Annotated in this window: 14 protein-coding genes; 4 read left to right on the top strand and 10 right to left on the bottom strand. The window is 59.9% G+C overall.

All coding sequences use genetic code 11. From position 1 onward, the window contains the following. Positions 1-9: 9 nt before the first annotated feature. Positions 10-657: an amino acid ABC transporter permease gene (locus AACY45_RS13230; protein ID WP_339545895.1), complete on the bottom strand. Its 648-nt coding sequence runs from the start codon at positions 655-657 to the stop codon at positions 10-12. A gap of 63 nt (positions 658-720) precedes the next feature. After that, entirely contained in the window at positions 721-1,509 is a 789-nt protein-coding gene (locus AACY45_RS13225; protein ID WP_339545894.1) for an ABC transporter substrate-binding protein, read from the bottom strand. 370 nt (positions 1,510-1,879) lie between these two features. Between AACY45_RS13225 and AACY45_RS13220 the strand changes: the two genes are divergently transcribed. After that, positions 1,880-3,130 carry a 2-aminoadipate transaminase gene (locus tag AACY45_RS13220; RefSeq protein ID WP_339545893.1) on the top strand — a complete coding sequence of 417 codons (1,251 nt, stop codon included), beginning with the start codon at positions 1,880-1,882 and terminating at the stop codon, positions 3,128-3,130. A gap of 929 nt (positions 3,131-4,059) precedes the next feature. Here the strand turns inward: AACY45_RS13220 and AACY45_RS13215 are convergent. After that, a complete protein-coding gene (locus AACY45_RS13215; RefSeq protein WP_339545892.1) occupies positions 4,060-4,590 on the bottom strand; it encodes a glyoxalase superfamily protein in 531 nt (176 codons plus the stop codon). A gap of 248 nt (positions 4,591-4,838) precedes the next feature. Continuing rightward, positions 4,839-7,886 carry an aminotransferase class III-fold pyridoxal phosphate-dependent enzyme gene (locus tag AACY45_RS13210; protein ID WP_339545891.1) on the bottom strand — a complete coding sequence of 1,016 codons (3,048 nt, stop codon included), beginning with the start codon at positions 7,884-7,886 and terminating at the stop codon, positions 4,839-4,841. Between the two features lie 139 nt (positions 7,887-8,025). Here AACY45_RS13210 and AACY45_RS13205 point away from each other — a divergent pair, with 139 nt between their 5' ends. Beyond that, the gene (locus tag AACY45_RS13205) at positions 8,026-8,460 is read left to right on the top strand and encodes an Lrp/AsnC family transcriptional regulator (protein WP_339545890.1); all 435 of its coding nucleotides are present in this window, start codon (positions 8,026-8,028) and stop codon (positions 8,458-8,460) included. 4 nt (positions 8,461-8,464) lie between these two features. Here the strand turns inward: AACY45_RS13205 and AACY45_RS13200 are convergent, their stop codons facing one another. The 4 genes from AACY45_RS13200 to AACY45_RS13185 all read right to left on the bottom strand — a co-directional run bounded on the left by AACY45_RS13200 (position 8,465) and on the right by AACY45_RS13185 (position 10,705). Beyond that, the gene (locus tag AACY45_RS13200) at positions 8,465-8,968 is read right to left on the bottom strand and encodes a DUF2867 domain-containing protein (protein WP_339545889.1); all 504 of its coding nucleotides are present in this window, start codon (positions 8,966-8,968) and stop codon (positions 8,465-8,467) included. Positions 8,969-9,205: 237 nt separating this feature from the next. Further along, positions 9,206-9,637 carry a carboxymuconolactone decarboxylase family protein gene (locus AACY45_RS13195; RefSeq protein ID WP_339545888.1) on the bottom strand — a complete coding sequence of 144 codons (432 nt, stop codon included), beginning with the start codon at positions 9,635-9,637 and terminating at the stop codon, positions 9,206-9,208. Positions 9,638-9,665: 28 nt separating this feature from the next. Continuing rightward, a complete protein-coding gene (locus AACY45_RS13190; RefSeq protein WP_339545887.1) occupies positions 9,666-10,262 on the bottom strand; it encodes an FMN-dependent NADH-azoreductase in 597 nt (198 codons plus the stop codon). Beyond that, positions 10,259-10,705 carry a GNAT family N-acetyltransferase gene (locus AACY45_RS13185; RefSeq protein ID WP_339545886.1) on the bottom strand — a complete coding sequence of 149 codons (447 nt, stop codon included), beginning with the start codon at positions 10,703-10,705 and terminating at the stop codon, positions 10,259-10,261. The genes AACY45_RS13190 and AACY45_RS13185 overlap by 4 nt, the downstream gene beginning before the upstream one ends. Before the next feature lie 87 nt (positions 10,706-10,792). On the opposite strand from AACY45_RS13185, the gene pdxR reads away from it, so the two are divergent. Next, positions 10,793-12,193: a MocR-like pyridoxine biosynthesis transcription factor PdxR gene (gene pdxR, locus AACY45_RS13180; protein ID WP_339545885.1), complete on the top strand. Its 1,401-nt coding sequence runs from the start codon at positions 10,793-10,795 to the stop codon at positions 12,191-12,193. Between the two features lie 37 nt (positions 12,194-12,230). Here pdxR and AACY45_RS13175 read toward each other — a convergent pair whose 3' ends face one another. Further along, positions 12,231-12,947, bottom strand: coding sequence for a class I SAM-dependent methyltransferase (locus AACY45_RS13175; RefSeq protein WP_339545884.1), 717 nt, complete (start codon positions 12,945-12,947; stop codon positions 12,231-12,233). Between the two features lie 368 nt (positions 12,948-13,315). Here AACY45_RS13175 and AACY45_RS13170 point away from each other — a divergent pair, with 368 nt between their 5' ends. After that, on the top strand, positions 13,316-13,753 hold the full coding sequence (locus tag AACY45_RS13170; RefSeq protein WP_339545883.1) for a GNAT family N-acetyltransferase: 438 nt from the start codon (positions 13,316-13,318) through the stop codon (positions 13,751-13,753). Positions 13,754-13,886: 133 nt separating this feature from the next. Here the strand turns inward: AACY45_RS13170 and AACY45_RS13165 are convergent, their stop codons facing one another. Beyond that, complete coding sequence (locus AACY45_RS13165) at positions 13,887-14,786, bottom strand: DMT family transporter (RefSeq protein ID WP_339545882.1); 900 nt, start codon at positions 14,784-14,786, stop codon at positions 13,887-13,889. Between the last annotated feature and the right edge of the window lies 1 nt (position 14,787).

Below are 14,787 nucleotides of genomic sequence, written 5' to 3'. Positions count from 1 at the left end.
GGTATGTTCTCACCTTGCCGCGAAACGATTATCGAGATAGTCGACGACAAATCGAACCGAGTAGACCATCACGATGTACAGCAGCGCAGACACCATGAAAATTTCAAAGGGTTTGTAGGTCGAGCTGATAAAGCGCTGCGCGGTATAGGAAAGCTCAACCACCGAGATGGTTGAAACCAAGGCCGAGCCTTTGATCAGAGCCACGGCGTTAACCCCCAGCGGCCGAATCATCAACTTGGCAGCCTGGGGCAGCGTGACCAGCCATAACGTCTGGCGACGCCCGAAACCAATGGAACGTGCCGCCTCTTCCTGCCCCGGATCGACGTTGCTGATGGCGCCGCGAATGGATTCAGACATGTAGGCCGCGATGTTCAGGCCCAGGCCGATCACCCCGGCGGCGAACGGCTCCAGCTCAAGGCCGATCCGCGGCCCGCCGAAGTAGATGATGAACAATTGAACCAGGCACGGCGTACCGCGAAAAACACTGACGTAGATTCTCGCCAGGCACCGGAACAGGAACACCGTGGACAACCGCGCAGCCACCAGCACGAACGCCACCAACAGACCCAGGAGCAAAGCCAGTACCGAGATTTGCACGGTAATCCACGCCGCTTCGAGGAAAAACGGGAATGTGCGCTGTATGAGTGTCAGATCCATGGGAACCCTCAGAACAGTCGGATTGACTGGCCCGACCCCAGGTCGAGCCAGACGTGCGATGAATCAGCGGATATCGTTGCCAATCCACTTCATCGAGATCTTTTCGTAGGTACCGTCGGCGAGCATGTCTTGCAGGGCCTTCTGCATCGTCGCCTTGAGCTCAGGGTTGTTCTTGCGCAGCGCAATGCCCATGCCTTCAATGCTACCGTCGCTCTCGGGCGGGGTAATGATGCGCACCTTCTGCCCGGTTTCCTTGACGGCGACCAGCACTGGAACGCTGTCCATCACCAGCGCGTTGATTCGCCCGGCCTCCAGGTCGACCAGCATTTCCGGCAGCCCCTTATAGGTCCTGACCTTGAGGTTGCCGCGCGCCCGGGCCCACTTGTCATGGGCATCGCCGAGCGTGACGCCGACGGTCACATCCTTGAGTTCATCCAGGCTCTGGATGGGCGAGTCTTCCTTGACCACGATCGTGCGGCCCGCATGGTAGTAGGGTCCGACAAAATCCACGGCCTTCTGGCGTTCCGGGGTAATGGTCATGGAGGCGATGATCGCGTCGTATTTCTTCGCCAGGAGACCGGCGATGATCCCGTCGAATGGGGTCGTGACGATCGTCACCTTGACCCCCATGCGCTCAGCCAGGGCCTCGCTGATGGAGGCGTCGAATCCGACGATCTGGTTCTGTTCATTGGCAAAACTGAAGGGAGAGTACTGACCGCTCATGGCGATCCGGATCTCTTTGGCCTCCTGGATCTTCTGCAGATCGTCAGCCAGAACAGCGGAGGTGGAAAGTAGCGCCGCGGCCGCCACGGTGGAAGCGACAATCAAGCCTTTGAGCTTTCTGGTTAGCATCGGTTGGCACCTTCGAAGAGTTATTATTTATTTTTCAGGGGTTGTTCACCCAGCCTTCACGAAAAGTTTTGCATAGGCAATTTTGGAATGCACCAAGCAAGGTGTCAGCCTGCCTGACACATTGCCGGAGTTGGCCGACACTATGCCGGGAGAACCGCAAAAAGCTCGCTGCAAACCTCTGCGTCGCGCGCCATGGCACAGCCCCTTGGCGGCTGAATGGGGTGTAGCCGCGGGATCACGCCAGACTGAAAGAACCGCGGCGGGAACACTTCAAGAGTTTATGGAATGACCGGGGCATTTCTTTTCGCTTGTGGTGACCCGACGATCCTCGCTTTCATAGGAAAAAATCCATGAAGCCAGGGACTACACAATGACCGCGTCATCCATCAGCGAGTCCATCGCCATTGTCCACCCCGTCACCTTGAGCCACGGTCTCAATGCCCATGTCTGGGACACGGACGGCAAGCGCTACATCGACTTTGTCGGTGGCATCGGCGTGCTCAACCTGGGTCATTGCCACCCACGAATTGTCGAAGCAGTGTGTACGCAAGCCAGCCGGCTGACCCACTACGCCTTTAATGCTGCCCCCCACGAACCTTACAAGCAATTCATGGCGCGCCTGGCCAGGTTCATCCCGGTGTCGTATGAGGTCAGCGGCATGTTGACCAACAGCGGCGCGGAAGCGGCAGAAAACGCCCTGAAAATCGCCCGTGCGGCGACCGGTCGTACGGCGGTCATTGCCTTTGATGGCGGCTTTCATGGACGGACCTTGGCCACCCTGAACCTTAACGGCAAGGTCGCGCCCTACAAGCAGCGGGTCGGCACCTTGCCGGGCCCGGTTTATCACCTGCCCTACCCCAGTAAAGACAACGGGGTCACGACCGAGGAAGCCCTCAAGGCCCTGGATCGGTTGTTCAGCGTCGAAATCGACGTCAATGAAGTGGCCTGTTTCATTCTCGAACCGGTGCAAGGTGAAGGCGGGTTCCTGGCGCTCGACCCACCATTCGCACAGGCACTGCGCAGGTTTTGCGATGACCACGGCATTGTGCTCATCGTCGATGAAATCCAGTCTGGATTCGGGCGTACCGGGCAACGTTTTGCCTTCACCCGACTGGGCATCGAACCGGATCTGATCCTGCTGGGCAAAAGCATTGCCGGTGGTCTGCCGCTGGGTGCGGTGGTCGGCAAAAAAGCCCTGCTCGACACCTTGCCCAAAGGCGGTCTGGGCGGCACTTACTCCGGCAACCCGATTGCGTGCGCAGCGGCGCTGGCCACCCTGGACGAGATGACTGATGCCAACCTTGCAGCCTGGGGTGAATCCCAGGAACAGGCCATCGTCAGCCGCTATCAGGCCTGGCAGCAAAACCAGCTGTCACCTTATCTCGGCAAATTGACCGGTGTGGGTGCCATGCGCGGCATTGAGCTGCTCACGCCCGAAGGCGCACCCGCGACCGCGGTACTGGCGCAGCTACTGGAAAGCGCCAGACAGCAGGGGCTGTTGTTGATGCCCAGTGGAAAATCCCGGCACATCATCCGCCTGCTGCCACCCCTGACGATCGAGCCGCACGTCCTGGAAGCGGGCCTGGATACTTTCGAGCGTTGCCTGGCGGCCATTCGCTGAAACGCGCTGGCCGGCAAGGCCCAGGCACCTACCTGACCACGGGCGTGGATTCGGGTAGGTGCCTGGGCCCTGCATAGGTATCTACACAACTGTGGTGCGACCAGGATGTTGGATTAGACCGAGTACATATCCATTTCGTCGGTAACGGCCACCTAGGGTTCCGCTCTTACAGCGGCTCACTTTTGAAGAGCGCAAAAGTAAGCAAAACGCTCTTGCCCCACCACTCGGCACCTCGCCTGGGCTCGGTGCTCCCTCACTCCGGCTTGAATCCGTGGGCCGCCGCCACGCGCCATCCATGGCGCGGGGCGGCTAACCCGGCGTCCTGCCGGGTTACCCACGGCTTCAAGCCTGCGTTCGGCCAGCGTGGTTAACGGGGCGCCCAGGATCAAAAGCCAGAGCCAGAGCCAGATCAAAAGTTCACTGACTTCGTCAGCGTCTTAGGAAGTAGAAGCTACACCGCGCATGCTCCAACGATCAGGTCGGCTCTAAGGCCGCCTCGCTGTGTTTTTGATCTTAGGCGCCCCGTTAACCACGCTGGCCGGAATCCGATATTGATTTGGGGGGTAAACCGGCAGGACGCCGGTTTAGCCGCACTGGGCCAGGGATGGCCCAGTGCGGCGGCCCCCCAAATCAATGTCGGAGTACGGGCATGCCGAGCCTTAGCGAGGCACCAAGTGGTGGGGCAAGAGCGTTTTGCTTACTTTTGCGCTCTTCAAAAGTGAGCCGCCGTAAGAGCGGAACCCTAGGTGGCCGTTCCCGAAGAAATGGATATGTACTCGGTCTAATCCAACACCACGGTCGGCCCAGAGGCCGCCACGGGAGCAAGCTCCTCGCCACAGGCCACTACAAAGTTGTGTAGAACTGGGCCCTGGCTACAGCGCCGTGCCCATCACCCCATCACCCCATCACCCCATCACCCCATCACCCCATCAGCTTTGGCAGAAACGAATCCGGTTGCCGAACGGGTCGTACACTTCCAGGACCTTGCCCCAGCCTTGCTCGACGATCTCCGGACGTCCGTAACCGTAGCGTTTGCCCTGCAACTCATCGCGCAGCATTTCGATGTTGTGCATCGGAACGAATATCGTTGCCCCGGGGCTCGCGTCGCCGTGGTGTTCGGACAGGTGCAGGTGCAGGCCGTTGCGACTGATGCCCAGGTACAGCGGCAGATCCGCTTCGAAGCGGTGTTCGAATTCGACGCTGAACCCTAGAAAGTCCAGATAAAACTCCCGCGCCTTGGCTTCGTCGAACATCCGCAAGATAGGAATGGCTTTGTCGAAGGTCACCGCGGGCTGGGGATTTTCTTCTGGCAGCATTGCCGACGCAGTGTTCCAGTCTTTGTAGCCCAGTTGCTGGGCGACCAGTTCAAGTGCGGTGGAGTGGGACACTGCTTGGTTGCGTTGCTCGAGCGAAGCACGCAGGTGCTTGGCCATCAGCTTGGCTTTGAGGATAGACAGCATTATGACTCCCGGAGTCGAAGCATTCTGGTGCTCGCGTTGCCAAACCTCGACTATCAAGAGTGATACAGGAGAGTTTGAAAAAAACCTGCTTTCACCTTTCCCGATGGGAGCGAGCGGCGGGCAGCAGCGGCCAGCTGCCGATAGTACACAACCACTCTTAAGGCGCCAACCGCTTGATCACCTCGGCCCTTGCGGCAAGCGCAGACAGCGTGCGACACCCTGGTTGTCGCACGCCCTGCTTGCGGGGATTACTTAAGTGCCGCCCTGAAACTGTCGTCCAGCACGTCCAGCAGGAAGTCCGCGTTGGCCTGGCTGAAAATCATCGAAGGACGCATTTTCAGCACGTTGTCATATGGACCTTCGGTACCGATCAGAATGCCTCGCTCCCGGGCACCGTCGGCCACCCGCTTGGCCATGTGCGTGGCGGGCACCTTGGTCTTGCGGTCGGTGACCAGTTCTATCCCAAGGAACAGGCCCTGGCCGCGCACGTCGCCGATCACCTCGTAGCGCTGCTGCAATTTGCGGAAGCCGTCGAGCAGATAGTTACCCATGGTCAGCGCATTGAGCTTGAGGTTATCGCGCTCAATCACCTCCAGCACCGCTAGCCCGACCGCACAAGACACCGGACTGCCGGCAAAGGTATTGAAGTACTCCATGCCGTTGTTGAAGCTGTCGGCGATCTCCCGGGTGGTCACCACCGCCGACATCGGATGGCCGTTGCCAATGGGTTTGCCCATGGTCACCGCATCGGGCACCACACCCTGGGTTTCAAACGCCCACCAGTGGCTGCCGACACGACCAAAGCCGACCTGGACCTCGTCCGCCAGGCACAGACCGCCCTCAGCGCGGACCATGGCATAGACTTCCTTGAGGTAGTTTTCCGGGAAGAACAATTGCCCGGCGACACTGGGAATCGACTCCGCCAAGAAGAACGCCGGGGCCCTGCCCTGCTTGCGCATGCAGTCAATCTGCTCGGCCACGCTTTGCGCAAAACGCTTGCCCAACGCCTCGAACGCCCAATCGTCCGGCGCACGGTAAGCATCTGGCACGGTTGCCTCAAACACATGCTCGGCCCGACCTTTACCGGCCTTGCGCTTGTACTTGTAGGGGCTCAGATCAATCAGCTCCTGGGTGGTGCCGTGGTACGCCCAATCCAGCACGATGGCATCGTTGCGCCCGGTGTGGTTGCGCGCCATGCGCAACATGAGGCTGTTGGCCTCACTGCCAGAACAACCGAAGGACGCCACCGCCAAGCCTTCCGGCAAGGTCGCGGTGAGGCGCTCTGCATATTCGACAATGTTGTCGTGCAGGTAGCGGGTGTTGGTGTTCAGGCGTCCAGCCTGGCGCGACAGGGCTTGCACCACATCCGGATGGGAATGACCGAGGTGGCACACGTTGTTGAAGCAATCCAGATAGGCCCGGCCGAAGTTATCGATCAACCAGACCCCATCACCGCGCACGAACTTGATCGGGTCCGAATAGGAAATCGACAGATTGGGCAGCAACAGCTCCTTGCGCTTGGCGACAATCTCGGCCTTGCTGCGTCCATCCTGGCTGTAGGTTTCTGGCGGGATCCCGGCCAGCGTCGAGGTGTCGGGGAACACATCGGCCCAGACCTCACGATACGCCCGCTCACCGACTCCGATGAACTCGCTCGCCTTGAGCCCGGTGTCCGTGGACATCTGGAAATGCACGTGGGGAATCCACCCGCCATTTTCCTGATCCGCCCCCATGTACCCGACCAGCGCACCCGCTTCAAGCCGGTCACCGGGTTTCAGGCGAGTCAGCGCTTCATGGGCCATGTGGCCCCACAAGGTCAGGAATGGCGGGCAGCCTTCTGGGGAGTGCTTGAGCATGATCAGGCCGCCGTAGCCCAGCGGCTCCCACTCGACCTCGACGCTCTGCACCACCCCGGCAACTGGCGTATAGAGCGACGTGCCAGCCGGCATGATTAGGTCGACACCGACATGCAGGATGCGCCGCTGCCCTTGGATGAAGCGCGACTCGAACGCGGCGTCGGTGTAGATGGTTCTTTCCTCGCCCCATGGTCCGATACCCAGCGGCACCTTGTGCTCGGCCGCAAAGTCCTCCCACCACTGGGTGGCCTCTGCCGGACGCTGCTGGGCTGAAGCGACCGTCATTACATGGGAGGCATCGCCGAACGGGGCAATGGCCTTGTTCATGCTCGCCGCCGATGGCCGCACGATATCCGCGAAAGAATGGCTGTTCTCGGCCACCCAGCGGCGAATCGCACCGGCGCCTTCGACCGCGTCAAACCCACAGGCCTTGCGCAGGATCGCTGTCGCCAGGCGCGGGTTCATCGCGTCCATGCGCTCCAGCAGGCGCCAGGCCGGTGCTTCGCTGATGGCCAGGTAGGGATTGTCTTGCGTCTGGTCGTGGCGCGAGGCCGACAAGGTCACACTGGTCACCAGGCGCATGGCAATCAGGTTGAACAGGACGTCCAACTCTTCGGGATGCAGCGGGTACTTGTCATGGAACCCGGCAGCCAGGGCGGCGGCCGCGCCGATGGGGTCCTGCATGTCGAGAATCGAATAGGCGCAGGTGATCGCCACTTCGGCGATCAGAATCGTGTGGACCGCATCGCCAAAATCGATGATGCCCGAGACTTTCTGGTGATTATCCGAATCGACGAGGATGTTCCAGTCATTGCCGTCATTGTGAATGACCTGGGCACGCAGGCGCGCCAGCCGGGGCTGGACCTGTTGTTCGAAGGCCTCGATGAAGCGTTGCAGGATCGCCCTTTTGCCCGGGTCCTTGACGAAGTGCAGGCGTTCGCGCGAACGGGCGGCGTGGCGCAGATCCCAGTCCAGATCGCGCACCGCGCCGGGGTGCATAAAGCCCTGCAGCGCACGATCGATCTCACCGAAGGATTGGCCAAGGCTGCGCATCAATTCGAAGGTGCGCTCGACCTCGGCCAGCGGCGTGCCGTGCAGCCAGCTGACCAGCCGCACCGCATGGGTCTCACCAGAGGCCGCCACTGCCGTAGCGAGGAAATCGCCGGCCAGGCTCTTCTTCAGAAACGGCACGGTCAATTCCGGATTGTGACTGGCCAGGTGGCTGAGAATGGCCGCCTGGAACTCGCTTTCGACCCGTGGCTCGGTGGCGTTGACAACTTTCAGGATCCACCCCGCATCGCTTTGGGTCTGCAGCCGGTAGTTGCGATCTCGCTCACCGTCCAGAGGCGTGGCCGTACCGATTACGTTGAAAAGCTGCGCGCCCAGCTTTTCGGCATCGCCTGTCGAGAACTGCGGGGCAGGATGGGAAAGATTCGTCATAGTAATTGTTTTCCAAGCCATTTTTTTCAGATAGCTTGGCACGCGAAACCACGGAAGGCAGTAAGTATACGGTCGGCTTTGGCCTGCATATTGTCGGAATCGACCGGCACAAAATCGGCAGCAAAATGGAGGAATTGATATGCGCGACCTGGACACCAAAGACCGCGAAATCCTGGAGATCCTGTCGAAAGAAGCGCGCATCGCCCTGAAGGCCCTGGCCGCGAGAATCGGCCTGTCACGCAGTGCCACCAGCGAGCGCGTGATCAACCTGGAACGCAATGGCGTGATCCGCGGCTACCGTGCCGACATCGGCGAAATCGACGCCCACGTGATTCGCGCAATCCTGCTGGTCAGCCTTAAACGCACCCCCGCCATCGGCCTGCTGGACCTGCTGGCCCAGAACTCCCAGGTACGCCGGGTGTCCTCGGTCAGTGGCCAGCTCGACCTGGTGATCGAGGTTGAATCGCGCACCATCGATGACCTCAATCGAATCAGGGACGCCGTGGCGATTCACGAATCCGTTGAAGACATCACCACCGCCGTGGTCCTGCGGCGCGACATTGATCGGCAGTGATTCGCTACGGGTCCGTGAACGCTGATGCCCGCTCTGCCAGCGTGCGCTGCAGTTGCCGCAGATTGCGCGTGATGATCACCTTGTGCGCTGGGCCGACCGGCACCATGTAGGCGCGGCCGAAGGCGTTATGGGTAACCACCGATGAGGTGATCGTCAGCGCACGGTCTTGTATCGACAGGCAAATCATCACATCCAGGTGCCGATCACGCTCGGTCAGCACCAGCACGTCGGGGGCACAATGCTCCACCCGGAAAAAATCCAGGTAGTCGCCCACACTGACTGTCTCGCGCCGGGTACCGGAAAAACCGCCGATGCGCTTCACGCCGAATAACGAGGAAATCCCGTCCCTGACCCGGAACGCCAGGCGCATGAACCACCCCGTTTGGGCAGTAATGATGTTCCAGGCCTCAAGCACGTTGATGTCGGTCGCCAGTGCGGTCGAGCGGCAGTCGTAGTAATCCAGTTCGGACAACGGACGCAGGGTGTGAACAGCTGATGTGCCAACCAAGGATATTCCCTCAACCTGGGTGAAAACTGCGGATTGATCCGCCATTAGGATTTCTAATGTTTTTGTAGGAGCGAGCTTGCTCGCGATGAACTCAAAAACAACGCATTTATTCAGACAATACGCATCATCGTTAACGTCCATCACGAGCAAGCCACAAGCGGGCACCCGCTCCTACAAATGCGCGCGGTTGCGCGGATTATCAGGCTCGCCCAGGGTTTTGAGAATAGGAATTTGCCCTTAGAGCTTCATCCCCACCGCCAGCCGGTTGAAGGCATTCATCAAGGCCGCGGCCAAGGTCAGATCGGAAATCTCGACATCGCTGAAGTGCGCTTTCAACGGCGCGTACAATTCGTCTGGCGCGCCCTTCTCGCTGACGTAGGTGAGCGTCTCGGCCCAGGCCAGGGCGGCACGTTCGCGGGCGTTGAACAGTTCGCTGATACGCCAGCCTGCCAGGCAATCCAGTTTCTCTTGCGCCACCTCACTGTCGCGCAATGTCTGCGCATGTTTGCCCAGGCAGAACGCGCAGCCGTTGATCTGCGAGATGCGCAAGTACACCAGTTCCAGCAGCGGCAACCCCAGGGAGCTGGCGGCCAGCGCCGTGTTGGTGGCGAGCAGGCCCTGGTAGGCCGCAGGCGACAGGGAGGGAAATGGCAGTCTGAGTTGGCTCATGGTGAAACTCCTGGGTAGAAAAAACGGATCAGGCACAAACGAGGTGGTTGAACAGCGGCTCCAGTGCCAGGCGGGTGCGGCTATCGTCGAGCGTTGCACAGACAGCCTCCTCACCCAACACCAAGCCCTGAAGATAAGAAAAGTGCAGGTCGAACAGCCCGAGGGTGTTCAACACATGGCGCAGGTACGAGGTCAGAAAGTCCGCTTGCCGGGCCCGCTCGCCCTGGTGGAAACCACCGGAGCCCACCAGCAGCCCGGTCTTGCCCTCGGGGCCTGAGCGGAATGTGCGGTGAATGCGCAGGACATAGTCGACCCACAGCTTGAGCGCGGCCGGCAGGGTAAAGTTGTGCATCGGCGTGGCGATCAGCAGCATGTCGCAGCGTTCCAACTCGCCGATCAATGCCTCGGACACGTCGAAGGTTGGCGAGTCGAACGGCGTGGCCGCGGTCAGGGCACGGGCGTAGTCCATACCCAACGGTGGCAATGGCTGTGCGCCGAGGTCCCGCTCCACCCGTTCGAGCTGCGGATAACGCTTGCGCAGGGAGGCCACTAGCTCCAGTGCCAACTGATTGGCATGGGACACCGGCCCTTGCGGGCTGGCATTGATCAACAAAACAGTGTTCATGCCGGACTTCCTGCCCGCAGGCTCTGGGTGAAATGCATGCCACGGGCCAACAGCCCCTGGCGGAAATAGAAGCGTTGGGCCAACGGCATATGCAGGCCGGTGTCCAGCACCAGATAATCACAATCGCGCTGCAGGGCCTGCTCGCGAACCGCGCTCAACAGTTGCGCACCCACGCCGCCGCGCTGCAGCTCGGGGCTGACCACCAGATCATCGACATAAATGAAACGCCCGTAGAGCAGGTTTTCCAGCGCGCGATAACCGGCCAGGCCGACCAGGCGCTCACCCTCCTTCGCGGCCAGCAAACGGTAGCCCTGCTCCCTCTGCCGAACCAGTTGCGCCACATAGCGCTCCGGGTTGACGAGGTGCGGGCGCAAGACGCCCATCAGCGCAAAGCTGGCCGCCGAGGCCTGCTGGTCGTCGAGGTGTTGAAAGGTGTAAGGCATGTCCGTCGTCCGCCGTGAAGAGAGGGCTCACTGTAGGGCGCCAATGGCTTAAGCTACAGGGCCGAAAAATGCATAAACGACTAGGCCATGATTCCGCCCTTCCAACTGGACCGCTGCCAGTCAGCGCCGATCTATCGCCAGCTGTATCAGCGATTTCGTGAATCCATCGCCGACGGGCGCCTGCGTCCGGGAGACCGAGTGCCTGCCGTCCGCGCACTGGCGGCGGAACTGAACCTGGCGCGCGGCACCGTGGAAGCGGCCTATCAGTTACTGATCGGCGAGGGTTACCTGACAGCTCGTGGCGCCGCCGGCACGGTGGTCACCCCCCACCTGGCCGCCGTTTCCTCCCCCATCCTTCACACCCCGCCGGCTACGCCGACGTTCCAGGCCACCCACAGCGGGACACCGCCGCTCGCCCTGCAGATGGGCCTGCCCGCGCTGGATGCCTTTCCGCGCAAGCTCTGGACTCGACTGGCGGGTCGTCAGTTGCGCCAGGCCGGCCTCGAGGGCCTGGTCTACCCGGACCCGCGCGGCCATGCCCCATTGCGCGCGGCCATCGCCACCTACCTGGGCATTTCCCGCGGCATCACCTGCCGCCCGGAGCAGATTTTTGTCTGCGCTGGCTATCGCGCGTGCCTGGACTTGATCCGCCACACCCTGATGTTGCCTGGCGATACCTGCTGGCTGGAAGAGCCCGGCTACTTCATGGCCCGCAACGCCCTGCTGGAAGCCGGCGCACAGTTGGTGCCGGTGCCCGTGGATGACCAGGGGATGGACGTCACGCAAGGCATCAGCCGCGCCCCCGATGCCCGCTTCGCCGTGGTCACGCCGACCCACCAGAGCCCCTTGGGTGTGTCGCTGTCACTGCCACGGCGCCTGGCCCTGCTGGACTGGGCCAAGCGCCGTGGCAGCTGGATCATCGAGGACGATTACGACAGCGAATACCGTTACCAGGGCAAGCCCCTGCCCGCCCTCAAGAGCCTCGACCAACAGGGTCGCGTGCTCTACACCGGGACCTTCAGCAAAGTGCTGTTCCCCGGCCTGCGCCTGGCCTACCTGGTGGTCCCAGCCGAACAGAGCGACGCGTTCGCCCGCCAGGCCGATCGCCTGCATAACCACTGCCCGCATCTGCTTCAGGCAACCGTCAGCGCGTTTCTCAGCGAGGGTCACTTCGCCCGACACCTGAAAAAAATGCGCAGCCTCTACGCCCGCCGCCGCCAATGGCTGGTGGAGGCGCTGCAACAACAGTTGGGTGAACGCCTGCTGATCAACCCCCAGGCCGGCGGCATGCACTGGGTGGTGGGCCTTCGCGAAGGTGATGATGTCCAGTTGGCCCAGCGTGCCCGGGCCATGGGTATAGCCGTCGAACCACTGTCCCAGTGGTACCTGCAAGCCCGGCCCAGGCATGGCCTGGTGCTGGGCTTCACCAACATCAGCAGTGCCGAACAGGCAACAGCGGTGGCGAAGCGCTTGGCGCAAATCATCTAGGGGATGGGAACTTGCACCTCGTCTTTGAACGCGCCGTCTACAGGGTCTTGCGCGTCAGCCAGGCACCCCAGAACAGACTACTGAAGAAACGCGTCGCGTCTGCAAATCCAGCGTCAAACATCAATTGTTGAACCGCGGCCTCGGAATGAGGCGGGTCAGCGCCCTGAAGGATTTTCCCTAACTTGACCTTCACTTCATCCGGGCTGGCGCCATGCTGTCGCCACCGATGCCCCCAAGCGGCAAGCAATAACGGTTGGCTGGCATACGCAGAGTAATTGCCCGCGACAATCAGCGGCGCCCCCGGCTTTAGATGAGCCCGAATGGATCGCAAGATGTGTCGCTTCGCCCCATCTCCCTCGAGATGATGGAGCACCCCGATCAAGGTGGCTGCATCGTATGACTCGTCCGCCGCCAGGTCTTCAACATGGCCAAGATGCAGGCGGGTCCGTTCGAGCAGATGGTTAGCCTGCAACTGCTGGGCCGCCGCCGCCAGCATCGGCTCGGATGGGTCAACCGCAGTGAAGCACCAGGTTGGCTCCAGCGCGGCCATCGCAATAATCTCCTGAGCCGTACCACCGGCGCCAACCACCAGGATTTTCGCCGAGCCTAGATTGCCCAGGCTTGCCGCCAGCATGCACGCGGCAAGATCCTGGCAGGCGTCATACCCGGCTAATGCAATACGGCTCTGGCGTGCGTACTCATTAGCCCGTGAAGTGTCGAATTTTTCAGCTGAGTTCAGAGGGGATGATTTCAAGGCGGTTCTCCATGTCCTTGAATCACGCTACGCCAGATAATCGAATAAGAAAAATTCATTAATTTTATAAAATGCATTCCTATAGGGAATGTTGAATTGACTTGCGGGACAGGCAATTGTAGGGCCGTTGCAGCCTTTTGCTTCAGGCTGCAATCGGCCAAACGCAAGCCATGGACACACCGCCAATACGTCAGTAATGTGCAAAAAAAATGCCGCCTCCCCCCCTTCTTGATATCGCGCTTACAGACTCGATTTTTTGATTGATCCAGGGATGACGCATCAACATGGAAAGTTAGGCGACATGACAAAATTAGTTGTTATGCCAATCGCCGTACGGCACCTTAAAGCTGAAGGATCGGAGCGATAAAATGGAAATCAAGATTGACCTGTTGGATTCTCCAACAGAACAGGATCAAGCAGTTCTGAATAATAGGTTTTCAGAATACCTTCGAGTTCAATATCCAAATCTACCGCCAGAGTCGGAAGATAAAGTATTCATGGTGGTCGCACACGATGACGTAGGCGACTACATCGGCGCAATAAGCTGTCATTATTACTGGGACGGCTTGGAAATCGATACCTTTTGGGTTAAGGAGTCTCATCGCGGTAGAAAAGTAGGTTCTATGCTATTGGAAAAAGCAGAAACGATTGGCGCCAACAAAGGGGCAGTGGTTGCCTTCTTGAAAACCGTTGATGCTAAACGGTTCTATGAGCGACATGGGTATGAGACTTATGGTGTTCTTGAGGATCGACCCATCGGGACTAAGCTGTATCATTTAAAAAAACGGCTAGTCAAACATGCATAACACGGGTTCAAACCGTTCGCTTCGCTCACAACGCCCCCAATGCTTGACAGGGGGGCCTGCGTAGCGGCGGGCAGCGTTTATTTCGTTACTGAAGCCGGAGATATTTTCTTTTTCTTCGGCTTCAACGGGCTCGTTAATTGTCGGCTGGGATGGATGCTTTGCTGCCCAGGCGGATTAGTTCATTGGAGAAACACAGGCCAACGATAATCAGTGCCGCTCCCGCGTACAGGCTTTCGCGCGGTACTTCATTGAGCACCACAAACGCCAGCAGCGCGGCGAACAGTGGCTCGGTCAGTTCCAGCGCCTGCACTTGGGATGGCTTGAGATACTCGATGGCCTTGGTGGTGCAGAAGAAACCCAGGATTGTCGGCAGCGTGGCCAGCGCCAGCAGTGCGGCGATCGCCAGCGGCGACAGCTCGCCGATCGCGAAACCATCGGCCGCCGCCGGCATCAGCAGGTACAGGCTGCCAAAGAACAACAATTGTCGGGTGAAGTGCAGCCCTCCCGACACCCCCATACGCTTCATGGCAACCGAAAAGGCCCCATAGCCGCAGCCGGCCATGGAGGCGAGCGCAGCACCTTGCAGGGTAAAGCCCTGCTGCAGGTCGCCGCCGAAGATCACCGAGATCCCGGCGATAGCCAGTGCGGCGCCAACGGTAGCGTTCGCGGTGATGGCATCCTTGAGGAAAATGCGCCCCAGAATGATCGAGGAAATCGAGGCGCTGGCCATCAGCACCACCACCACACCTGCCGCAGCATAGTGTCGATAGGCGGACGTTTCGAAATGGAACAGCACAAAGATGCCAAGGAATGCGCAGATAGCCGCCTGAGTCCATTTGATCGACGTCGCCGGGCGCTTGAGGAAGAACAGTAAGATCGAGAGAAGCGCGCAACCCAGTACGGTCTTGATGACAGCGACACTGCTCGCAGTGAAACCATTACTCATGAGTACTTTGCTGAGTACACCGATCGTTGCGTTCAGTGCCGCAGCGCAGAGTGCAAACATGACGCCTTTGCTGAAAGTAGATTGCATT

The sequence above is a fragment of the Pseudomonas sp. RA_35y_Pfl2_P32 genome, assembly GCF_963970735.1.
In the GTDB taxonomy this organism is placed as follows: domain Bacteria; phylum Pseudomonadota; class Gammaproteobacteria; order Pseudomonadales; family Pseudomonadaceae; genus Aquipseudomonas.
Note: the sequence above shows the minus strand (reverse complement) of the source record. Positions and strands in the feature narration are given on the sequence as shown.